The following is a 19,989-nucleotide window of genomic DNA, read 5'->3' on the forward strand; positions in this document are numbered from 1 at the left end:
TAGCGCCGGCGCAGATAGGAGACGAGCTTCGGGAGCAGGAAGGCGACGAGGAGCTTGCGCATGGGAAAACCTCCGGTTGGGGTGGGCGGCCTGGAAGCCGCCGCGTCGGAAACCCAATGCGGGGTCGGGCCCGGGCGTTCCGGAGACGGCTGAATCAATCTCTGCGATCGGCGGTCGCCGGGAGGGTCCTGCACCGCCTCAGCGCGTGATCACCGCGTGCACGCAGTAGCCGCGGAAGCGCTGCTGCACCCGCGCCTCGGCGTCCAGGGCGGAGGCCACGGCCGCGACCGCCCGCGGCAGGTCTGCGCGCGGCGTCACCGCGAAAGCCGCGAGCCATCGGTTGAGGAGGCTGCGGGCGGGCCGCGGCAGGCCCGCCTGATCGCCGAAATCCACCACGTGGAGCTGGCCGCCCGGCGCGAGGTGTCCGGCGGCCTGGGCCAGCACCCGCTCCCACGGCGGGATCATCGACAGGGCGTAGGAGATCACGATCCGGTCGAAGCGGGCCCGCCCGAAGAGGGCCTCCGGGTCGAAGGCCGTGGCGTCCCCGCGCGCGAGGCGAATGCGGGGCTGGAGCCCGGCACGTGCGACGCTGCGGGCGGCCGTGGCGAGCATTGCCGCCGAGACGTCGAGGCCGTGGCAGGCGGCCTCCGGGTAGCTTCGGGCGATGCGCACGAGGTTGCGTCCGGTGCCGCAGCCGATCTCCAGCACCGAACCGCCCGCCGGCACGGCGAGGTCCGCGATCGCCCGGTCACGCCCGAGGAGATAGAACTTGCGGCTGGCGTCGTACAAATGGCGCTGGCGCCGGTACATCCGGTCCATCGCCCGCGCGGCGTCGTTCACGCCGCCCGCCGACGGTAGAGATGGAAGCCGCCGTAGATGGCCGAGCGGTCGCGGGCCTGTCCCGCGCGGCTCTCGGCCTCGGCATAGTCCCAGGCGTCCAGGATCCCGTCCGGCACCCGGCCCAGCAGGCAGCGCTCGTCGGCGGCCGTGCGGAAGATGACCCGTGCGCCCGGCCGGGCGGTGCGGGTGATCTCGGTCCACAGGGCGGTCAGGTCGGCGTCGCTCATCCAGTCCTGCGCATCGAGGAGCACGTAGGCATCCGCACTCCGGTCGGGGCTGGCGGCCAGGAACGCCGTCATCGACTGCTGGCGGTAGCTCACGCGTCCGGCCCGGGCCCGCAGGGTCTCGAAATGGCGCGGCTGCAGGTAGGGCGGCAGGGCGGCGTCGGGACCCGGGGCGTAGCCCCGGCCGAAGGCCTGCCAGGCGAAGTAGTTGTCGGCGAGGTCGAAGTCGCAGGCGAGGCGCTCCAGGCGGTGGCGCAGGACGTCGACCATGCCGCCCGGGTGGTCCTGGGCGAGGGCGCGATACTGGGCCGGGGGAATCCCGAGGCCGTAGAGGGAGGCCGGGCGCCGGATCAGCCAGCGCACGAGGCGCTTCTCGAACAGGGGGGCCACGTGCGCCGCGAACAGGCTGCGCTGTTCGGCGCGGTCGCGGGCCTTGAGGACGGCGGAGAGGTCGCAGCCGTAGAGCCGGGCCAGCCGATGCCCGGTCCCGATGAAGCGCCCGAGCAGGCCGTGGCCGAAGACGTTCTCCGAGAAGGCGGCGATGCGCCGGCGCCCGTCGAGGCGATGGGCCTCCCAGTACGCGCGCGCGGTGGCGTCGAGGTGGGGCGCGATCCATGCATCGTAGGCGGCGATGTTGTCGGCCCTGTCGGCCCGCCCGAAGAAGCGCAGGTAGGCTGCCGAATCCGGCAGCCGCGTCAGGGCCGCGAGCTTGAGGCGCCCCAGGGCGATGTGCGCGCCGTTAAGATCGACCGCGCTGATCCGCGCCGGATCGGCGGTGAGGTAGGACAGGACGTTGCAGCTGCCCGACGCGATGGCGACGACGTGGTCCTCCGGCCCCAGCGCCAGGGCCTCCAGATCGACCGCCGGATCCTCCCAGATCTGGGGATAGACCAGCCCGCTGAAGGCCAGGGTGAACAGCCGTTCGGACAGGCCGGCGCGGGACAGGGCGCGGCTGCGATGCACGGCCTGGGTCAGGCCGAGGCTGGTTTCGCGGCGGACCGCCCGTGCTGCGGGATTCATGCGGGCTCTCGGGCTGTCCATCGGGGATGATGGACGCCGCCCCTACGCCTCGCGCATGACCGGCCGGTGACAGCCCTCAGAGTTCCAGGGTCAGCGTCACCGGCGCATGGTCGGAGGGGCGGTCCCAGCCCCGGACATGGCGGGCGACCGTCATGTCGCGCACCGTGCCGGCGAGGTCGGGAGAGACCCAGGCATGGTCGAGGCGCCGGCCCTTGTCGGCCGCCGACCAGTCGGGGGAGCGGTAGCTCCACCACGTGTAGATCTTCGTCGGCTCCGGCACGAGCAGGCGGGCGGCATCGACCCAACCGGCCTCGCCCCGCAGGGTCTCGAGCCGCTCGGTCTCGATGGGGGTGTGGCTCACCACGTCGAGGAGCTGCTTGTGCGACCAGACGTCGTGCTCCAGGGGCGCCACGTTGAGGTCGCCGACCAGGATCGCGGGGCCCGTGACCCGACGGCCGCCCCAGGCGCGCAGTTCGTCGAGGAAGTCGAGCTTGTGCGCGAATTTCGGGTTGAGGCCGCGGTCGGGCAGGTCGCCGCCGGCCGGCACGTAGAAATCGTGCAGGACGATCCCGGCCGCCGTCCCGGCTTCGGGGCCGAGGACCGCCGAGATGTGACGCGCGTCCTGGCGCTCGCAGAACGCCATCACGTCGCGCGTGAGGAGGGGAAAGCGCGACAGGATCGCGACGCCGTTGTAGCCCTTCTGGCCGGCGAACACGACGTGCTCGTAGCCGGAGCCCCGCAGGGCCTTCAGCGGAAACGCGTCGTCCGGGCACTTCGTCTCCTGCAGGCAGAGCACGTCCGGCTGGGCCTCGGCGAGGAAGCGCAGGACCGAATCGATGCGCAAGCGCACCGAGTTGATGTTCCAGGTGGTGACGGTGAGGCGCACGGCGTTCGGCTCGCGTGAGACTGGAAAATGTTTAAAGGATCGTGCGCGCGTCGGCGCGGCGGGCCGGCATAGACCGGATCGCCGCCGCCGTCGCCGGGGAAATGCCGCGCCTGGGGCTCCTGATCCGCGAGGGATCGCGCCCGGGGCGAGATCGAGGGATCGTCACGTGTCGCGCATCCGTTCCGCGCTCTTCAACGCCTACTGGGCCGGCTGGACCGCCCTGTTCATCGTGCCGCTGGCGGTGCTCGCCCTGCTGGGCGCGCCGGCGCGGCCCATCCGCGCCTTCACCCGCCTGTGGTCGCGGGGCATCCTGTTCGGCCTCGCCCGCATCGTCGGGCTCACCTATGTCGAGGAGGGCCGCGACCGCATCCCGGCCGAGCCCTGTCTCATCGTGGCCAACCACCAGTCGGCCTGGGAGACCCTGGCCTTCCTCGTGCTGGTGCCCAACGTCGCCATCGTGGCCAAGCGCGAGCTGGTGGCGATCCCCATCGTCGGCTGGTTCCTGCGCCGCTCGCCGATGATCATCATCGACCGGGCCAACGGCACCCAGGCCCTGCGGGTGATGATCGACGAGAGCCGCGCGGCGATCGCGCAGGGACGCTCGGTGCTGATGTTTCCGGAAGGCACCCGCGGCGGCATCGCCGAGCCGGTCCAGTTCAAGCGCGGGGTCGAGCTGCTCTATGCCAAGCTCGGCCTGCCGGTGCTGCCGGTGGCGGTGAATTCCGGCCTGTACTGGCCCCACGGGGGCGCCCGCCACAGCCCCGGCGCCGTGACGGTGAGCTACCTTCCGCCCCTGCCCCCGGGCCTGAGCGGCGCCGAGTTCATGCGCGGGACGCAAGGGGCGATCGATGCCGAGCTGAACCGCTGGCGTGATCCTGCCGCCCCCGTCGCCTCGCCCCTGCCGGCCAAGGCCCCGTAGGACCGAAAGCCTTACGGGTCGAGCCCCTCGGCCTTGCGCTTGGCGGCCCGGCGGCGCTCGACGCGGGCCACCGAGAAGATCGAGGCCTCGTAGAGCAGCAGCATCGGAATGGCGAGGGAGAGCTGCGAGATCACGTCCGGCGGCGTCAGCACGGCGGCGGCCACGAAGACCAGGACGATGGCATAGCGGCGCTTCTCGCGCAGGAACGCCGTGTCGATCACGCCGATCTGCCCGAGCAGGGTCAGGATCACCGGCAGCTGGAAGGCGATGCCGAAGGCGAAGATCAGCGTCATGATGAGCGAGAGGTACTCGTCCACCTTCGGCAGGAGCGCGATCGTCGCCTCGCCGGGCTGCCCGATCTGCTGCAGCGAGACCGAGAACTGGATCAGCAGCGGCATCGCCAGGAAGAACACCACCAGGGCGCCGAGGATGAAGAAGATCGGCGTGGCGACGAGGTACGGCAGGAAGGCTTGACGCTCGTTGCGATAGAGGCCCGGGGCCACGAAGGCGTAGATCTGCGTGGCGATGACCGGGAAGGCCAGGAAGCCGGCCCCGAACACGCTGAGCTTGATGTTGGTGAACACCTGCTCGAGGAAGTGCGTCGCGATCAGCTTCGCGTTCTCGACACCCACCACGGAGACGTAGGGGTAGACAAGGATGTTGTAGATGTGCCGCGAGAAGAAGAAGCACCCGAAGAACATCATCACGAAGGCGGCCAGCGACTTGATCAGCCGCGACCGCAATTCGATGAGATGGTCGAGGAGCGGGGCCCGCGAGGCTTCGATCTCGGCTTCGTCGGTCTCGTTGATCATCGGCCGGAATCAAGCTGGGGTTTGGCCGGCGTCTCGAAGCGAGGCGACGCGCTGGGAGTCGGGTCGGGGAAGGCGGCCGGGGGTTCGGCGGTCCAGGCGTGGGGCGTGGCCGGAGCGGGCGTTTCCGAGGCGGAGCGCGGCGGCAGATCGGGCAGCGCTTCCACGGGGCCGGGCGCGTGTCGGACGGGCTCGGCCGGCAAGGTCTCGGGTGGCATCGGCGCAGGCGGGGCCGGCATCGTCGTCTCGCGCTCGGCCAGCTGGTCGGCGACGTTGGCAAGGCCCTGGGTCGGCGAAGGGGTCGTCTTGGTCTCGGTTCGGCCGTCGACAGCGCCCTTCAGCTCGTCGCGGATGGTCTGCACCGGGTTGAAGGTCGGCCCCATCGTGCTCGCCGAGCGCTTGACCCCATCCACCTCGCGGCGGATCTCGTCGAACTCCGCCTCGCGGATCGCCTCGTTGAACTGCGACTGGAACTCGCCGGCCATGCGGCGCATCTTGCCGGTGATCTGGCCGACCGTGCGCAGGGCCTTCGGCAGATCCTTCGGGCCGATGACGATGAGGGCGACGCCGCCGATCAGCATCACCTCGCCCCAACTCATGTCAAACATGGTGTCGACTGTCCCGCGACCCTGCGCCGCCCATCCACGGCGTGCTGCCCATGGCAGGTCGCGGCGCCGTGCGCCAGACCCGCGATCGGCCGCAGCGCCCCATTCTCGCGTGGCGGATCAGACGACCTTGCGGTCGGCCGACACCGTGTTGGCGGTGGCGGGCTCCCCCTGGTGGGGCAGCGTCCGCACCGGCTCTCCCGCGCTCGGCGGTGGCACGGCCGTGGTGGTCGGCGTCTCGTCCTCGGCCATGCCCTTCTTGAAGGCCTTGATGCCCTTGGCGACGTCGCCCATCAGGTCCGAGATCTTCCCGCGGCCGAACAGCAGCATCACGATGCCGGCGACGATGATCCAGTGCCAGATACTCATGCTGCCCATGGCAACCTCCCGCGCCACAGCCCGAACACTGCGCGGCGCCGTCTCGTGTGTCGATTGATGGCGAACCTAAGGATCGGGCACCCCGAGCACAAGAAGTGCGGGTGACGCGCGCTCCGTTCCGATCGCCGCATCGCGGGCATGCAAGTTTCCGGCCCACCGCCGGGTCATAGACCAGCCGCGCGCCGTTGTCGCCTCGTCCGGCCACCGTCGCGCGGGACGTCAGGTGGCCGGGCGTCCAGGCGACCCGGACCTCAGGCGGCCATCGACAGGGCTGCCGCGAAGCGAGCCCGGGCCTCGTGCACGTCGAAGGCGTCGGGGCCGGCGGGCAGGCGGGCCAGGGCGGCCTCGGCCCGGCGCAGGGCCGCGCCGGCCAGGGCGGGGGCACCCTCGGCGACGCCCTGCATCTCGTCCGGATCGCCGTTGCAGTGCAGGCCGACATCGATTCCGGCGGCGAAGCAGGCCTCGGTCCGGGTCCGGAACGTGCCCTGGAGGGCGTGCATCGAGAGGTCGTCGGTCATCAGCAGGCCGTCGAAGCCGATGGCGCCGCGGATGATGTCGCGAATCACGATGGCCGATTGCGTCGCCGGATGGGCGGGATCGAGGGCCGTGAGCACCACATGGGCGCTCATGGCCATCGGCAGGTCGGCGAGGGCTCGGAAGGGCACGAAATCCTGGGCGCTGAGGCTGGCGAGGTCCGCCTCCACCACCGGCAGGCCCTTGTGGCTGTCGCAGCCGGCGCGGCCGTGGCCGGGGATGTGCTTCATCACCGGCAGCACGCCGCCCTGCATCAGGCCCTCGGCCACGGCCCGGCCGATCTCGGCCACGCGGTCGGGGGTGGTGTCGTAGGCGCGGTCGCCGATCACGTCGTGGGCGCCGGCCACCGGCACATCGAGGACCGGGGCGCAGTCGACGTTGATGCCGACGCTGGCGAGGTCATGGGCCATCAGCCGGGCGCCCAGATGCGCGATCGTCGCGGCCGATCCGTTGAGCCCGGCGAAGCGACGCCCCGCCGGATAGGCCGGCCAGTGCGGCGGTCCCATGCGCTGCACCCGGCCGCCTTCCTGGTCGATGAGGATCGGGGCGTCGGCGCGGCCGACCGTGTCCCGCAAGGCGTCGGTCAGCGCCCGGACCTCGTCAGGCGTGCCGATGTTGCGCTTGAACAGGATGAAACCCCAGGGCGCCACGTCCCGGAAGAAGGCGGCCTCCTCCGCCGAGAGGGTCTTGCCGGCGCAACCAAGGATCAGGGCACGGGAGGTCATGATCGGGGACGCATCCTCGGTGGATCGGCGCGGTGGATTGGGACGGCGGGGTGGGTCGACGCTCGGAGGGGTTCGGCGACGAATCGACACCACGCCAATCGGGGCAGGATGCGGCCGGACAACGTCGAACGGAATGGGGGGGCTCACGGGAGGGGGCGAGCGTGGTACGGTGGCCACAGGACGAGCGGCGCCTTGAAGGCGCCGCGCCCGCTGGCCGGTCGACCGACCGGGCGCGCGCCGGCGCCCGGTTCGTCCAGCGTCCGGGAGCGGACCTCAGTTCTTGGCCACGAAGCACTGGCCGCCGGCACCCTGGAGCTGGGTGCACAGGCTGGTCGCCTCGGTCTTGCCGAGGGGCCCGACCCGGACGCGGTAGATCGTCTTGCCGTTCACCTCGGCCTGACGGATCAGGGCCGGCTGGCCGGAGAGCTGGCTGTATTTGCCCTGCATCTGGCGGAAGGCGGCCTGGGCCTCGCTCTCGCTGGTGCGGACGCCGAGCTGGACGGCGTAGCCGCCCCCGCCCGCGGAGGCTGCGGCGGATGCCGCCGCGACGGGCGGCGGGGCGGAGATGGCGGAGGTCGCCTCCGGGGCCACGGCGGCCACGCGCTGGGGCGCTTTGACGCGCGGGGCCGGGGCCGGCTCCGGCGGAGTCGCGGCGGGCGCTTCGGCCACCGGGGTCGTCGCCACCGGCGGCGGCAGCCGGGTCGCGCGCTGGCGCAGGGACGGGCTGGCGGCGCCGTCGCCGGTGGCGCCCGGCAGAGTCATGGTCGGGATCACCGACGGTGTCGTCGCTTCGGCGGAGGCCTCGCGCTGCGGCGGCGGCGGAGGCGTATCGGGCTTCACCGAGACCGTGCGGACCCGACGGGGTTCGCCGAGGGACTCGCCGAGGCCGCCCTGCTGGGCCGGCTGGGGCGCCGCTGCCGGAGCGGCGCTGCCGGGGGTCGCTCCCCCTTCGCCGGTTCCGAGGGCCGCGCGGGCGGCCTGGGCCACGTCGAGGGGCTGCTCCTCGCGGTTGACGATTCGGATCTGGCCGTCCTTGGCGGTGCGCTCGTAGATCTGCTTGTTCTGGTCCGGAATCTCGACCCCATCGGACTTCTGCGGCGCGATCTTCAGGGGCGCGGTGTCGGCCAGGATGGTGGGGACGCCGCCGCTGCCGCCGGACTGGCCGTGCAGGCCGCGCCAGGCCAGGGCGCCGGTGACGCAGAGGGCGAGAACGCTGAGGCCGGCACCCACCGACACGAGGCGGCTGCGCTTGCGCGGACGCTCCAGGGAGCGGACCCGGTCGTCTGCGTCGTTGGGGGCGAACTCGGCCGCGTTGGGATCCGGATAGGCGCCCTGCGAATCGGCATAGGCGCCGTGATCGACGGAGGCGAGATACTGGTCGAAGGCGTCGGTCGGCGAGACCGGCTGCTGAGTGGCCTGGTGCACGGGGGCCGGGGCGTGAACGGGCGTGTGAGCCTCGACCTGGGCGGGGCGGCCCTGGACCGGGCCGTCGCCGAAGCTCGGCTCGATGCGGCCGCGCGCGGCGGCATCGGCGCGGGAATCGCGGGCCTGGAGCAGGGCGCGGAAGGGATCGTCCTGCCCGACGATGCGGGCGAGTTCGGCCAGGGGGTCGGCCTTGGCCGCAGCCGGGGCCTGAGCCTGGACGGGCGCGACACCCTGGACGGGCGCCTGGGCCGGCGCCGGAGGCTGCTGCAGATCTCGCGCAAAGGCGTCGAAATCGACCGTCGCCCGCGAAGCGTTCGTCGTCATGGCAGCATCCCTCTTCACGCCGAGATCACCTCACCGCATTTCGTCCGGCGCGGTGACGCCCAACACCGCGAGGCCGGAGGCGACAACGCCCCGCAACGCCTCAACGAGGGCCAATCGAGCCCGAGTGGAGTTTCGGTCGTCAGGATTAATAAACCGTAATTGCGGCAAGTCTTTGCCTTTGTTCCATAAACCGTGCAGCGACGAGGCCAGTTCGTAGAGGTAGAACGCCACGCGATGCGGTTCATGGGCGCCGGCCGCCGCCTCGAGGACGCGCGGGTACTGCGCGATCAACCGCATGATCTCCCCTTCGCCCGGATCGGTGAGACAGGCGAGGTCGGCCTCGCCCAGCAGCCCGGCCCGCGAAAAATCCTCACCCGGCATCGCCTGGGCGGCCTGGCGGAACACCGAGACGCAGCGCGCATGGGCGTACTGCACGTAGAAGACCGGGTTCTCCTTCGACTGCTCCACCACCTTGGCGAGGTCGAAGTCGAGGGTGGCGTCATTCTTCCGGTAGAGCATCATGAAGCGCACCGGATCGCGCCCGACCTCGTCGACGACCTCGCGCAGGGTGACGAACTCGCCGGCGCGCTTCGACATCTTTACGGGCTCGCCTGCGCGCAGCAGCCGCACGAGCTGGCACAGCTTCACGTCGAGGGTGGCGCGGCCGTCGCTGACCGCCTTCACGGCGGCCTGCATGCGCTTGACGTAGCCGCCATGGTCGGCACCGAGCACGTCGATGAGATCGGTGGCGCCCCGGGCGATCTTGGTCCGGTGATAGGCGATGTCGGAGGCGAAGTAGGTGAAGGAGCCGTCCGACTTCAGCAGCGGCCGGTCGACGTCGTCACCGAACTCCACGGTGCGGAACAGGGTCTGCTCGCGATCCTCCCAGTCCTCGGGCAGCTGCCCCTTGGGCGGCGGCAGGCGACCCTCGTAGACGAGGCCCTTCTGGCGAAGCTCCGCCAGCAGGACGGGCACCTCCTCCTTGAGGGTGGCTTCGGAGAAGAACACGTCGTGATGGATGCCGAGGCGGGCGAGGTCCTCCCGGATCAGGTCCATCATCGCCGCGATGGCGAAGGCCCGCACCGTCGGCAGCCAGTCCGCCTCCGGCTGGTCGAGGAGGGCACGGCCATGGATCTCGGCCAGCCGGGCGCCCACCGGTACGAGGTAGTCCCCCGGATAGAGCCCCTCCGGCACCGGGCCGACGGCCTCGCCCAGGGCCTCGCGGTAGCGCAGGAAGGCCGAGCGGGCGAGCACGTCGACCTGCGCGCCGGCATCGTTGATGTAGTATTCGCGCGTCACGTCGCGCCCGGCCGCCGCCAGGAGGTTGGCCAGGGCATCGCCGAACACCGCCCCGCGTCCGTGGCCCACATGCATCGGGCCGGTGGGATTGGCCGAGACGTACTCGATGTTGACCGGGCCCCCCGGCATGGTGCCGCGCCCGTAGGCCTCGGCCTCCGTGAGGGCGGCCCGGACGACGGCGTGGAAGGTGCCCGGGGCCAGCCGGAGGTTGATGAAGCCGGGGCCGGCGACACTGGCCTCCGTCACGTCCGGGTCGGCGCGCAGGGCCGCGGCCAGGGTCTCGCCCAGGGCCTTGGGGTTGGTCTTCGCCTCCTTGGCCAGCACCAGCGCGGCGTTGGTGGCCAGGTCGCCGTGGCTCGCATCGCGCGGCGGCTCCACCACCACGCGGGCGAGGTCGAGCCCCTCGGGCAGCTGCCCGGATTGGATGAGGGCCTGCACGGCGCCGCGCACGCGGGCCTCGAAGGTGGCGAAGATGTTCATGGTGCCGTAAAATTCCGTGTCCGGGGCTCGGCGGGGACGTCCGTCCCGCGGGGAACGCTCCGCCCCCTCGCCCAGGCCGCGGCATAGCAAGGGCGCTCCCGGGTGTCACGGCGGGCCCGCCCGCTCCGCTTCCGGTAAGCCCCCTCTCCGAGCACGGTTACCGACCCGTTGGCGGAATCGCGCCGTTTCGCGCCATCGCCGAGACGGCGCATTCGGTCTGTCGCACGAGAGCCGCAATCGCGCCCGCGAATCGATAAAATTGCGCGGATCGGCTTCAGCGCGGAACAGGCGCCGCGGCGGCACCCTGGCGGCATAGGACGTGAGGACGCCGCCATGGACCGGACGAAGACGATTGCGCTGATCCTGCTCGCGGTGCTGGCCGCGACGACTGGTGCGTCGACGGCCCAGACCCTGGCGGCCCTGCCCACGCCCTCCCCCGCCGCCCCGACCCTGGCCGCGGCCCGTCCGCTGCCGGCCTGGGCCGCCTTCTGCCAGCGCTATGCCGCCGAATGCGCGATCGACGCGAACGAGCCCAACCGCATCACGCTCACCCCGGCCATCTGGAACACCGTGGTCTCGGTCAACCGTCGCGTGAACAAGTCCCTGCACGCCGTGACGGACCAGGAGCACTGGGGCGTGCCGGATCGCTGGGACCTCGCCGAGGACGGTTCGGGCGATTGCGAGGATTACCAGCTGCTCAAGCGCAAGCTCCTGGCCGAGGGCGGCCTGCCGCGCCGGGCGATGCGGATGACGGTCGTCATCGACGAGAAGGGCGAGGGGCACGCCGTGCTGACCCTGGTCACCGACCGCGGCGACTTCATCCTCGACAACAAGACCAGCGAGGTTCTGACCTGGTACCGGACGGGCTACGTCTTCATCAAACGCGAGTCGGCGGATACGGTGGCATGGGTCTCGCTAGGCGGGGTGACCTCGCCCGTCACCACCGCCAACCGCTGAGCGTCCCGGCGGAGGCCGAACGGGCTCGCGGGCACCGGCCGTCCCGACGGCGTGGCGCGATCCGGAAGCATCCTCTCGTCGCACGAACCTGTAGGGAACCAACGCGCCCCGGTGCGCGTTAACACGGGTTTAACTTTCCGATTGAGCCTGGATCGTTCCCGTGTAAACCTTGTCGCTCCACCAGCGGGATGGCAGGGCGACCGGCATGCGGCACGCGATACTGCGAAGCGTCGAGGGACTGCCGCACGGGCCGCGTGGGAGACTTCGGCGACGCCTCGCCCGCACGGTGCAGTTCGGCCTCGTCGGGACCATCCTGCTCATCGGCGGTGCCAGCACCGAGGCCCAGACCGTCGCGGCCCTGCCCGATGCCGCGGCCCTGGAGGAAGGCGCCCCCGCTCGCCCCGTCGCCGCCTGGACCGCCTTCTGCGCCCGGATGCCCGCCGAATGCACCGTCGACACGACGCAGCCGGCCGTCATCGCCCTCACGCCGCGCATCCGCGACCTGCTGAACCGCGTCAACCGGCGGGTGAACGCCCGGATCAAGCCGATCACCGACCTCGCCCATTGGGGGGTCGTCGACCGCTGGGATTATCCCGACGACGGCTTCGGCGACTGCGAGGACTACCAGCTCCTCAAGCGCCGGATGCTGGTGGAGCGCGGCCTGCCGCGCCGGGCCCTGCGCATGACCGTGGTCATCGACGAGATCGGCGAGGGCCACGCGGTCCTGATGGTCCGCACCGATCGCGGCGACCTGATCCTCGACAACAAGACTAATGCGGTCCTGTCCGGCCCGCGCACCGGCTACACCTTCATCAAACGCGAGGGGCAGGATGGTCTGGCCTGGGTCACCCTGAACGGCGGGGCGTCCCCGGTGGCCACCGCCAACCGCTGAGGGCGGCTCCCGTCGGCACGCGAAAGGCCGCCTCAGGAGGGGCGCCCTTTCTGCGTCGGTGGTTCCAGATGTTGGCCGGGACCCGTCCGGAAACCGCGGGGCCGGCGGCGGGCGCTCAGACGCCCGCGATCAGGTGCGCGAGGTCGAGGGCGACGCGGCCCGACATCAGGCTCCAGCCGCAGGCGATCATCGTGGCGATCATCACGAAGGGAATCGGGCGGCGCTCCAGCCGGCGGCCACGCACGGTGTTGCGCAGGATGATGAAGGGTGCGCCGAAGGCCAGCATCGGCAGGGCCGCCACGGCCGTGACGCCGCCGCGCTCCAGCAGGCTGAAGCTCGCGCGACGCTCCGTGAACAGCTCGAAGGCGCTGGCGAGGAGGCCCGAGAGGGCGAGACCGACGCAGAGGGTCTGCAGGGAATCGAGGGCCGAGGGGCTGAGGGTCATGACGCGAACGCTCCACCATCGAGAGGCGATGTAGCGCGCACTGTGCCGCGTCGTTTACGAAACGTTAAGGGTTTCCTGCCGTCAGGGTTAAATCCACGCACAGGCCGGTGCGGCCTTTCGGGGCCCCGCGGCAGGCAGGGGACCTCAATCCTCGAGATCGATGTCCAGGATCGCCATGGCGAAGTTGAACGAGCGGTCGCCGTCCTCGTCGTCCACCGAGACCACGCCGAGGAATTCCTCGCCGATATAGACCTCGGCCGAATCGTCCTTCTTGGGACGAGGAACGAGGCGGATGTTGGTGTTGGCGAAGGTCCGGCGGAGGTAGTCCTGCACCTTCACAATGTCGGTCTTGTTCACGCTGATCGCCTCTCGCGTTCGGGTCGTTTCCGGCTCATGGCCGGTCGCGCGCGGCGGCCCCGAGGGCCTGCCGGCGGCCGGGGCCGGGCTGGCCTCCGCTTGCCACGCCATCGGAGGATGGGCAAGCCGGGCTTCGGATCGATCCCGGCGTGCCGGGCGCGCCGTCAGATGCCCTCGGCCATGTGAATGAACTGGTCCATGGCGACGAGCTGGTCCATGGCCCGCGACGGCTCGGCGCAACCGGCGGTGCCGACCACGCGGGCGGGCACGCCGACCACGGTGGTGTTGGCCGGCACCGGGCGCAGCACCACCGAGCCGGCGGCGATGCGGGCGCAGGCCCCGACCTCGATGTTGCCCAGGATCTTGGCACCCGCGCCGATCATCACGCCGTGGCGGATCTTGGGGTGACGGTCGCTGCCCTGCTTGCCGGTGCCCCCCAGGGTGACGGCGTGGAGGATCGAGACATCGTCCTCGATCACCGCCGTGGAGCCGACCACGAGGCCGGTGGCATGGTCGAGGAAGATGCCGCGCCCGATCCGGGCCTGCGGATGGATGTCCGTCTGGAACACCTCGGAGGACCGGCTCTGGAGGTAGAGGGCAAGGTCGCGCCGCCCGGCCGTCCAGTACCAGTGGGCGAGGCGATGGGCCTGGATGGCGTGGAAGCCCTTGAAGTACAGCACCGGCTCGATGGCCCGGCTGGTGGCCGGGTCACGATCGAGCACGGCGGCGATGTCGGCGCGAAAATCCTGGCCGAGGCTCGGCTCGGCGGTGATCGCCTCGAAGAAGCCGTGGGCGATGAGCTCGGCCGGCAGCGAGGCATGTCCGAGCCGGGCCGCCACGCGGTGCGCCACGGCGCCCTCCAGCGAGGTATGGTTGAGGACGGTCGCCACGATGAACGAGGCGAGCTGCGGCTCCTCGCGCACGATCGCCTCGGCCTCGGCCCGCAGGCGCGCCCAGATCGGATCGCAGACCGCCAGCGGCTCGGCGCCTTTCGCGGCGATGGGGAAGGGGCTGGCGGACATCGGGGCCTCCTCTGGGCCGGGCGCGTCGCGTGGGGCCGAAGCGCGCCGCCACCCGACGCGCGGGTCATGCCGCGTCAGTGGGTTTCTGCTCCCGCCGCGCGGCGTTCCGGAATGGTCGTGTCTGTCGTCACGGGGTCCGGCAGAGGAAACCGGTGCCGGACCGCGCATCCCATAGCTTGGTGCGCATCGCACGCCCGATCAAGAGCGCACGCTGTCCCGGTCCGATCGGTCGGGCCCGAGCCGTCAGGCGCTGCGGCGGTGGTCGAGGGTGCCGAAGCGCGCCTCGATGGCCTCGGCCAGGCGGTCGACCATCACGTCGACCGGCACGTCGGAGGTGTCGACGACCGACGAGGCGCGGGCATAGAGCGGCTCGCGGCTGGCCAGGACGGCGCGCAGTTCCTGCATGGCCGAGGGGTGGTCGCCGGTGGTGGTGAGTTCGCCCTGGTCGCGCACGCGCTGCATGTGCTCCTCTGGCCGGGCCCGCAGCCAGATCGTGAAGAAGGCCTGGAGGAGCAGGTCGTAGGTCAGAGGCTCCGCGACGATGCCGCCGCTGGTGGCGAGCACGAGGGGACCGGGATGCTCGGTGAGGCGGCGCAGGGCCGCCTGCTCCAGGCGGCGGTAGCCCTCCTGTCCGTAGATCGCGAAGATCTCCTTCACCGAGAGCGCGTTCTCGCGCTCGATCTCGGCGTTGAGTTCGACGAAGGTCCAGCCCAGGCGATCGGCGACCCGGCGGCCGAGGGTCGACTTGCCGGCGCCCCGCAGGCCGATCACCGCGACGCGCGGCTGCGGAGCCTCGCCGCTGGCCGAGGACTGGCCCGACAGGATGCCCTTGGCCAGGGCGATCTGCTCCGGCGACGCGTTGCCGAGGAGATCGCGGATCACGTGCCAGTCCGGCAGGGTCTCCTGCCCGGCGATCAGGTCGTCCAGGCGCACGCCCATCGCGTTGGCGACCCGGCGCAGCAGGATGATCGAGACGTTGCCCTGCCCGCTCTCGAGCTGCGCGATGTAGCGCTCCGACAGACCGGAGGTCTGCGAGAGGAGCTTGCGCGACAGGCCCCGCACGGTCCGGGCATGACGAACCCGCCGGCCGAGATCAGCCAGGAAGGTCGATTCTTGTTCTACCGCGCCGGCCATGCCGTCGTCCGTTTCCTCGGTTCGCGGTCGGGCTGAAGCCCGCACGCAGGGTGCCACAACAGGGGGTCGATACCGGGACTATGCTCCCGGATATGGAAATATTATGCCCAGCTTCGGCGTTTCGAATCTGTCAAAATGCAACAACGCGGAACTTCGATGGCGGAACAGTGCCCTTGGATTGTTGCCGCGAGGGGGCCGAACCGAGCCCAAGCACGCTGCTTCGCATTGCACCATGTGAGGCGAGGCGCGGTCCGACGCAAGCGGTCAGGGGCACCAGAACGGGGGAAACCCGGAGAATCGGTTCGGTGCCGTCTCCGTCGAGCCGTGACGGTCAGGCCGGTCTGGGACTGCCCTTGCGCGCAAACGCCGCGCGGGAGGAGCGAGGGCGGGACGGCCTACTGCGCTGCGGCCGGCAGGGCCGAGGCCTCGAGCACGGTGCCGGCCACCGGGGCCTTCTTCGCCACCCCCGGCCGGCCGACCGCGGCCAGGGCCGGCGCCGACGGACGGCGGGGCGGCAGCGGAACTTCGATCGACTCCGTGAAGACGGCCTCGACCTGGGCGCCGGCCTGGGTCATGCCCGGGACGACGCCGGGATGGGGGCTGATGGCCCCCGCGGATGCCGGGGGGGCGGCGTCGGCCGGCGCCAGGGCCGCGACCGCGACTGTGCCGAGACCGGCGAGGGATGCGGGCCTGCGGGGCGGCAGCGGCACCGCGACCGTCTCGGTGGGAACGCCATTGGCGGCGGGGCTCGGGGCGTAGGCGAGAGCGGTGTTGGCGGCGATGACGGCGGGGCTGTCGGCGCGGGCGAAGGCGTTGGAGAAGGCCTCGCCGGATTTCGGCGTCTCGAGATCCTCGGGGACGCTGGTCTCGATGCCGAGGCGCTTGGCGGCGTAATAGTAGCCCCGATTGTAGAAGTTGTAGGCCTGGGCGATGTCGCCCTTGGCGGCCCGGTAGGCGCCGGCGAGGTAGGCGATGCCGTAGCGGAGGTTCACCCGCGGGTCGAACAGGCCCGCCGCATCCCCCTGGTAGCCGAGGCCCCGGGCGGTCGCATGCTTGATCTGCATGAGCCCGAGGGCGCTTCCGCCCTTCGCGTTCGGGTTGTAGTTGCTCTCGCGCTTGACGACCTGGTGGACGAAGCTCGACGGCACCCCGTTGGCCTTGGCCTGCTGCTCGATCAGGGCATCGATGTTGTCCCGCGCCGCCGCACCCTGGGCCAGGGCCGCGCCGGCCGGGAGCATCCCGCACGGGAGGGCGACCGCGGCGATGGCGAGGAGCAGGAAGCGCTGGTTCATCGGAGACCCGGATCGTCCTTGTTCTTGGACGGTCAAGGTCCGGGCGAATTGAGGCCGGAAAGCGGCTCCGGCAGGCCGAGCGTGACCGTTTCCCCATGTGCTGTGTCGCACATGGCACAGTCGCCGCCGCCGTGTCCGAATTGTATCCAAAGCGATTCGCCAATGTTGCCAAGGGCCTCGCAGCATCGGAAGGGCGACGGCGCGCGGACCGCCTCAGCGCCGCAAAATGAATTCGTCGATGGCTTTCGCGAACCCGTCCGCATCGTTCGTGGCCGTGACGGCCCGCGCCGCGGCCTGGACGGCCGGCGCGGCGTTGCCCATCGCAACGGAAAATCCGCTCCGGGCGAACATCGGTACGTCGTTGGCCGCGTCGCCCAGGGTCGCGATCCGGGCGTGGTCGAGGCCGAGATGCCGGCTCATGGCATCCACGAAGGCGGCCTTGCCGGAGCCGGGCGGCGTCACATCGAGATAGTAGGCCTGCGAGCGATGGACGTCGGCTCGCCCCGTCAGCGCCGCGGCGGTCTCCGCCTCGCAGGCCTCCAGGTGCGCCGCATCGGCGCTGACGCCGACGATCTTGGCGGCTTGGTCCAGGAGCGGTTCGAGGTCCGCGACCACGTTCGGCTCGGCCTGCAGGGTCCGGCGCTCGAGGTCGGTGTAGGGCCCCTGCGGATCGGTGAGGTTCCACTGCCCGCGGGCGAACACCCAGGTGGCGAGACCGGCCTCGGCGAAGCGCCGCACGGCCTCGCGGGCGGTCTCGGCCGGGATCAGCGTCTCCGACAGGAGGGTGAGATCGGGGGCGACCAGGGTGCTGCCGTTATAGGCCCCCATCGGCAGGGTGAGGCCGAGCTCGGCCACCAGCGACCTCAGACCCACGGGCGGCCGGCTCGACGCGATGGTGAAGGCGATGCCCGCCGCCTCCAGCCGCCGCACGGCCGCGCGGGTCGCGGGCGTCAGCCGCTTGTCGGTGGTCACGAGGGTGCCGTCCACGTCCGAGATCACCAGGGCGATCGCGGCGGGCAGCGGTTCGGAGGACGGGGGCATGGAACTCGGGGGGGCTCACGGTTGCGGGGCGCCCTTCCCCAATCCCAACCGGGCCACGATCGTTGCGACGATGGTCTCGGGGGCTGCATCGATGCCCACCGCCACGGCGGTCTCCTCGGGGGCCGGCGGCTCCAGGATCGCGAACTGGGTGTCGAGGAGGCCTGCCGGCATGAAGTGCCCCTGCCGGCGCGCGAGGCGCCCCTCGATCAGGGGGCGGTCGCCCGCCAGATAGACGATCCGCACCTCCTCCCGGCCGCGCACCAGCACGTCGCGATAGGCCCGGCGCAGGGCCGAGCAGACCACCACGCCGGGAGTCCGCTGCTGCAGCTGCGTGTCGATCCAGGCGCCGATCGCCGCGAGCCAGGGCGCGCGGTCGTCGTCGTCGAGGGGGTGCCCGGCCCGCATCTTGGCCACGTGCCCGGGGCTATGGAAGCTGTCGCCGTCGACGAAGGTCCAGCCGAGGCGCTCGGCGAGCCGGGACGCCACCGTGCTCTTGCCCGAGCCCGAGACGCCCATCACCACGAGGACCCTGGGCCTGCCGCCCGACGCCGGAATCTGATCTGATAACATCGTGCGCCCCGTCCTGGCAGCCGCCCCGGACGGGCCGGCCCCGGCCTCTTAGCAGGCCGCGGCGCCCGGAGGCTGTGCGGAAACATGCCGGACGAAGGCGGGTTTCCCCGGCCTCAGGAGGCCAGCGGCGTCCCCGGACAGGCGCCGGGCGACGCGGACCGCGCCGAGGCGGGATCGGGCGATACGGGGTCGGGCAGGATAGGCGCGAGCGCCCGCTCGCGCAGTCGCTGCGGGCCCAGGGTCATCGTGAAGAAGTCGTAGTACCCGCGCCGGTCGTTGGCCAGGAGGAACTGGAAGTGCATCCGGAACGGACGCCAGCGCACCTTCCGGTAGGTCTCCGTGCTGATGATCTCGCGGAACCGGGCCGAGCGCACCAGGGGGTTGGCGACCGCCCGGCCCTGAAGGTCGAGCTTCAGATGCACCACCGGGTTGAAGCCGGGGAAGTTCATCCAGTCCTGGGGCGCCTGGAAGTCGGCCCAGACGAGACGCTGCGAGGTCACGAGACTGGCGATCTCGCCGCGCAGCCCCTTGGCCCCGCCCTGCATCGCCACCAGGGGCAGGCCGGACCCCAGGGTGACGAGGGCGAGCGTGGTCGTTCCAGTGCCGAGATGCGGATCGTGGGCGAGCACCCGGGCGGTCACCTCCACGGCGCTCAGGGCTCCCGAGGAATGGCCGAGGATCAGGATCTCGTCGGGCGGGTCGCCGACCGCCAGGGCGGTGCAGCGGGCGAGGACATGCGCGGTGAAGGCGTCGAGCCGGCGCTCGTAATCCGGCCGCCGGCCCTGGCCGTGCTGCCAGTTGAAGACCCAGTCGTTCAGGAGCTGCCAGAAGAAGATCCGGTTGAGGACGGCTTCCATCGCCTTGATCCAGGCGAGGCCGATGAGGAGGCCTGCCGGCAGCGTCACCCAGAGCGGCCACCCGAGGCTGTGCCCGAAGGCCGTTCCCAGATGGGCATGCACGAAGGCGGCGATGGCCAGGGTGCACAGGGCGAGGAGCAGGACCATCACCAGCGGGTAGAGGATGACGTTGCCGTACTTCCAGTTCAGCCGGTAGAATCGCAGCATCAGGCCGGAGACGATGGTCTGGAGCGTGCCGAGGACCAGGAGGGCGACGCTGACCGGACGCCGGCGCCGGAAGTCCGCGCGGACGATGTCGTCCCAGAGGAGCACGTCGTAGGTGGTCTCGGCCCCCTGCGTGGCAGGCTGGCCGGCCACGCGCCAGCTCTGAACCAGCCCGTCGGCGCTGAGATGCGCAGCGGTTACCGTGCGTTTCGGCTCTCCGAACCGCTTGGCGTAGCGGGCCAGCTCTCGGACGAACAGCATACGGTAGCGGCTGCTGCCCTCAGGATCGTAACCCGGAATGTAAAAGACGTGCCGTCGTCGGACCGATCCCGGAACACCCTGGGCTAGCCCAGGAGGTGTGTAGTCAAACGACGCTGTCATCGAATCCGGTTCTGCCGAAACCCAGGTCAGGCAAATTCACTGTTGCCTCCCCGACGAGAACGCACATCGCGTTGCTTCTTTCAAGTATCGTCTCGGACACGATTTTTTGGGAAAGACGTGGGTAGTGGGGACGGCTGGCGGCCGACGGGTGCTCACCGCGAGACTGTGTCCCGGCCGCCACGGACAGGGACCCGGCGATGGTCTAGGCAGCCCATGAGAGAAACCGACAGGCGATCCCGCATGCGCGCACTGCCTTTGGCCCTCTGCACCGTTCTGGGCACTGCCCTGACGGTGTCGGGCTGCTCGTCGCTTCTGCCTGCGGCCGGCCCGACGACGGGGGCGGTTGTGGAGGGGGCGGACGTGTCCACG

At 71.1% G+C, this 19,989-nt stretch carries 20 protein-coding genes and 1 pseudogene; 4 read left to right on the forward strand and 17 right to left on the reverse strand.

The annotated features are described in order from the left end of the window. Window positions 1-198: 198 nt before the first annotated feature. The 3 genes from ASF20_RS21470 to ASF20_RS21480 form a co-directional block, all read right to left on the reverse strand. Window positions 199-810, reverse strand: a complete 612-nt coding sequence (locus ASF20_RS21470; protein ID WP_056277821.1) for a class I SAM-dependent methyltransferase — start codon at window positions 808-810, stop codon at window positions 199-201. A 26-nt stretch (window positions 811-836) separates the two neighbouring features. Beyond that, window positions 837-2,084, reverse strand: coding sequence for a DUF3419 family protein (locus ASF20_RS21475; protein ID WP_056277824.1), 1,248 nt, complete (start codon window positions 2,082-2,084; stop codon window positions 837-839). Window positions 2,085-2,160: 76 nt separating this feature from the next. Continuing rightward, complete coding sequence (locus ASF20_RS21480; RefSeq protein ID WP_056277827.1) at window positions 2,161-2,970, reverse strand: exodeoxyribonuclease III; 810 nt, start codon at window positions 2,968-2,970, stop codon at window positions 2,161-2,163. Window positions 2,971-3,136: 166 nt separating this feature from the next. Between ASF20_RS21480 and ASF20_RS21485 the strand changes: the two genes are divergently transcribed. Beyond that, window positions 3,137-3,889, forward strand: coding sequence for a lysophospholipid acyltransferase family protein (locus tag ASF20_RS21485; protein WP_056277830.1), 753 nt, complete (start codon window positions 3,137-3,139; stop codon window positions 3,887-3,889). An 11-nt stretch (window positions 3,890-3,900) separates the two neighbouring features. Here the strand turns inward: ASF20_RS21485 and tatC are convergent, their stop codons facing one another. The 6 genes from tatC to argS all read right to left on the reverse strand — a co-directional run bounded on the left by tatC (window position 3,901) and on the right by argS (window position 10,468). Continuing rightward, the gene (tatC, locus tag ASF20_RS21490) at window positions 3,901-4,701 is read right to left on the reverse strand and encodes a twin-arginine translocase subunit TatC (RefSeq protein WP_056277832.1); all 801 of its coding nucleotides are present in this window, start codon (window positions 4,699-4,701) and stop codon (window positions 3,901-3,903) included. Then, window positions 4,698-5,306 carry a Sec-independent protein translocase protein TatB gene (gene tatB / locus ASF20_RS23670; protein WP_082501501.1) on the reverse strand — a complete coding sequence of 203 codons (609 nt, stop codon included), beginning with the start codon at window positions 5,304-5,306 and terminating at the stop codon, window positions 4,698-4,700. The genes tatC and tatB overlap by 4 nt, the downstream gene beginning before the upstream one ends. Window positions 5,307-5,423: 117 nt before the next feature. After that, entirely contained in the window at window positions 5,424-5,681 is a 258-nt protein-coding gene (locus ASF20_RS21500; RefSeq protein ID WP_055950728.1) for a twin-arginine translocase TatA/TatE family subunit, read from the reverse strand. A 251-nt stretch (window positions 5,682-5,932) separates the two neighbouring features. Next, window positions 5,933-6,940: a beta-N-acetylhexosaminidase gene (gene nagZ / locus ASF20_RS21505; RefSeq protein WP_056277835.1), complete on the reverse strand. Its 1,008-nt coding sequence runs from the start codon at window positions 6,938-6,940 to the stop codon at window positions 5,933-5,935. A gap of 273 nt (window positions 6,941-7,213) precedes the next feature. Continuing rightward, entirely contained in the window at window positions 7,214-8,689 is a 1,476-nt protein-coding gene (locus tag ASF20_RS21510) for an SPOR domain-containing protein (RefSeq protein ID WP_056277837.1), read from the reverse strand. A gap of 30 nt (window positions 8,690-8,719) precedes the next feature. Continuing rightward, window positions 8,720-10,468, reverse strand: coding sequence for an arginine--tRNA ligase (gene argS / locus ASF20_RS21515; RefSeq protein WP_056277841.1), 1,749 nt, complete (start codon window positions 10,466-10,468; stop codon window positions 8,720-8,722). Between the two features lie 333 nt (window positions 10,469-10,801). Between argS and ASF20_RS21520 the strand changes: the two genes are divergently transcribed. Both ASF20_RS21520 and ASF20_RS21525 read left to right on the forward strand, forming a co-directional pair. Continuing rightward, the gene (locus ASF20_RS21520) at window positions 10,802-11,425 is read left to right on the forward strand and encodes a transglutaminase-like cysteine peptidase (RefSeq protein ID WP_056216378.1); all 624 of its coding nucleotides are present in this window, start codon (window positions 10,802-10,804) and stop codon (window positions 11,423-11,425) included. Window positions 11,426-11,630: 205 nt separating this feature from the next. Further along, the gene (locus tag ASF20_RS21525) at window positions 11,631-12,317 is read left to right on the forward strand and encodes a transglutaminase-like cysteine peptidase (protein ID WP_056216376.1); all 687 of its coding nucleotides are present in this window, start codon (window positions 11,631-11,633) and stop codon (window positions 12,315-12,317) included. Between the two features lie 115 nt (window positions 12,318-12,432). Here ASF20_RS21525 and ASF20_RS21530 read toward each other — a convergent pair whose 3' ends face one another. From ASF20_RS21530 to ASF20_RS21565, 8 genes are all read right to left on the reverse strand, one after another. Further along, entirely contained in the window at window positions 12,433-12,762 is a 330-nt protein-coding gene (locus tag ASF20_RS21530; protein WP_055950713.1) for a hypothetical protein, read from the reverse strand. Between the two features lie 144 nt (window positions 12,763-12,906). Continuing rightward, window positions 12,907-13,119, reverse strand: coding sequence for a DUF3126 family protein (locus tag ASF20_RS21535; RefSeq protein ID WP_055950709.1), 213 nt, complete (start codon window positions 13,117-13,119; stop codon window positions 12,907-12,909). A gap of 164 nt (window positions 13,120-13,283) precedes the next feature. Continuing rightward, window positions 13,284-14,141, reverse strand: a complete 858-nt coding sequence (gene cysE / locus ASF20_RS21540) for a serine O-acetyltransferase (RefSeq protein ID WP_055950704.1) — start codon at window positions 14,139-14,141, stop codon at window positions 13,284-13,286. A gap of 243 nt (window positions 14,142-14,384) precedes the next feature. Next, window positions 14,385-15,320 (reverse strand): helix-turn-helix transcriptional regulator, encoded by a 936-nt coding sequence (locus ASF20_RS21545; protein WP_277996197.1) that lies wholly within the window; start codon window positions 15,318-15,320, stop codon window positions 14,385-14,387. A 350-nt stretch (window positions 15,321-15,670) separates the two neighbouring features. Next, window positions 15,671-16,567, reverse strand: coding sequence for a transglycosylase SLT domain-containing protein (locus tag ASF20_RS21550; RefSeq protein WP_056277845.1), 897 nt, complete (start codon window positions 16,565-16,567; stop codon window positions 15,671-15,673). Window positions 16,568-16,780: 213 nt separating this feature from the next. After that, window positions 16,781-17,608, reverse strand: coding sequence for a Cof-type HAD-IIB family hydrolase (locus tag ASF20_RS21555; RefSeq protein WP_056277849.1), 828 nt, complete (start codon window positions 17,606-17,608; stop codon window positions 16,781-16,783). Window positions 17,609-17,623: 15 nt separating this feature from the next. Then, window positions 17,624-18,178 carry a gluconokinase gene (locus ASF20_RS21560; protein WP_056277852.1) on the reverse strand — a complete coding sequence of 185 codons (555 nt, stop codon included), beginning with the start codon at window positions 18,176-18,178 and terminating at the stop codon, window positions 17,624-17,626. A 113-nt stretch (window positions 18,179-18,291) separates the two neighbouring features. Further along, a complete protein-coding gene (locus ASF20_RS21565) occupies window positions 18,292-19,620 on the reverse strand; it encodes a hypothetical protein (protein ID WP_056277855.1) in 1,329 nt (442 codons plus the stop codon). A 240-nt stretch (window positions 19,621-19,860) separates the two neighbouring features. Between ASF20_RS21565 and ASF20_RS25165 the strand changes: the two are divergent. Then, a pseudogene (locus tag ASF20_RS25165) lies at window positions 19,861-19,989 on the forward strand (sugar transporter); the annotation flags it as partial.

Source organism: Methylobacterium sp. Leaf88, from assembly GCF_001422795.1.
Lineage (GTDB): Bacteria > Pseudomonadota > Alphaproteobacteria > Rhizobiales > Beijerinckiaceae > Methylobacterium.

Coding starts and splice junctions, on each gene's coding strand:
- ASF20_RS21555 (WP_056277849.1), bottom strand. CDS start 17,608: ATGCCCCCGTCCTCCGAACCGCTGCCCGCCGCGATCGCCCTGGTGATC.
- ASF20_RS21565 (WP_056277855.1), bottom strand. CDS start 19,620: ATGACAGCGTCGTTTGACTACACACCTCCTGGGCTAGCCCAGGGTGTT.
- ASF20_RS21550 (WP_056277845.1), bottom strand. CDS start 16,567: ATGAACCAGCGCTTCCTGCTCCTCGCCATCGCCGCGGTCGCCCTCCCG.
- ASF20_RS21475 (WP_056277824.1), bottom strand. CDS start 2,084: ATGAATCCCGCAGCACGGGCGGTCCGCCGCGAAACCAGCCTCGGCCTG.
- ASF20_RS21520 (WP_056216378.1), top strand. CDS start 10,802: ATGGACCGGACGAAGACGATTGCGCTGATCCTGCTCGCGGTGCTGGCC.
- ASF20_RS21510 (WP_056277837.1), bottom strand. CDS start 8,689: ATGACGACGAACGCTTCGCGGGCGACGGTCGATTTCGACGCCTTTGCG.
- nagZ (WP_056277835.1), bottom strand. CDS start 6,940: ATGACCTCCCGTGCCCTGATCCTTGGTTGCGCCGGCAAGACCCTCTCG.
- ASF20_RS21560 (WP_056277852.1), bottom strand. CDS start 18,178: ATGTTATCAGATCAGATTCCGGCGTCGGGCGGCAGGCCCAGGGTCCTC.
- tatC (WP_056277832.1), bottom strand. CDS start 4,701: ATGATCAACGAGACCGACGAAGCCGAGATCGAAGCCTCGCGGGCCCCG.
- argS (WP_056277841.1), bottom strand. CDS start 10,468: ATGAACATCTTCGCCACCTTCGAGGCCCGCGTGCGCGGCGCCGTGCAG.
- ASF20_RS21500 (WP_055950728.1), bottom strand. CDS start 5,681: ATGGGCAGCATGAGTATCTGGCACTGGATCATCGTCGCCGGCATCGTG.
- cysE (WP_055950704.1), bottom strand. CDS start 14,141: ATGTCCGCCAGCCCCTTCCCCATCGCCGCGAAAGGCGCCGAGCCGCTG.
- ASF20_RS21525 (WP_056216376.1), top strand. CDS start 11,631: ATGCGGCACGCGATACTGCGAAGCGTCGAGGGACTGCCGCACGGGCCG.
- ASF20_RS21530 (WP_055950713.1), bottom strand. CDS start 12,762: ATGACCCTCAGCCCCTCGGCCCTCGATTCCCTGCAGACCCTCTGCGTC.
- tatB (WP_082501501.1), bottom strand. CDS start 5,306: ATGTTTGACATGAGTTGGGGCGAGGTGATGCTGATCGGCGGCGTCGCC.
- ASF20_RS21470 (WP_056277821.1), bottom strand. CDS start 810: ATGTACCGGCGCCAGCGCCATTTGTACGACGCCAGCCGCAAGTTCTAT.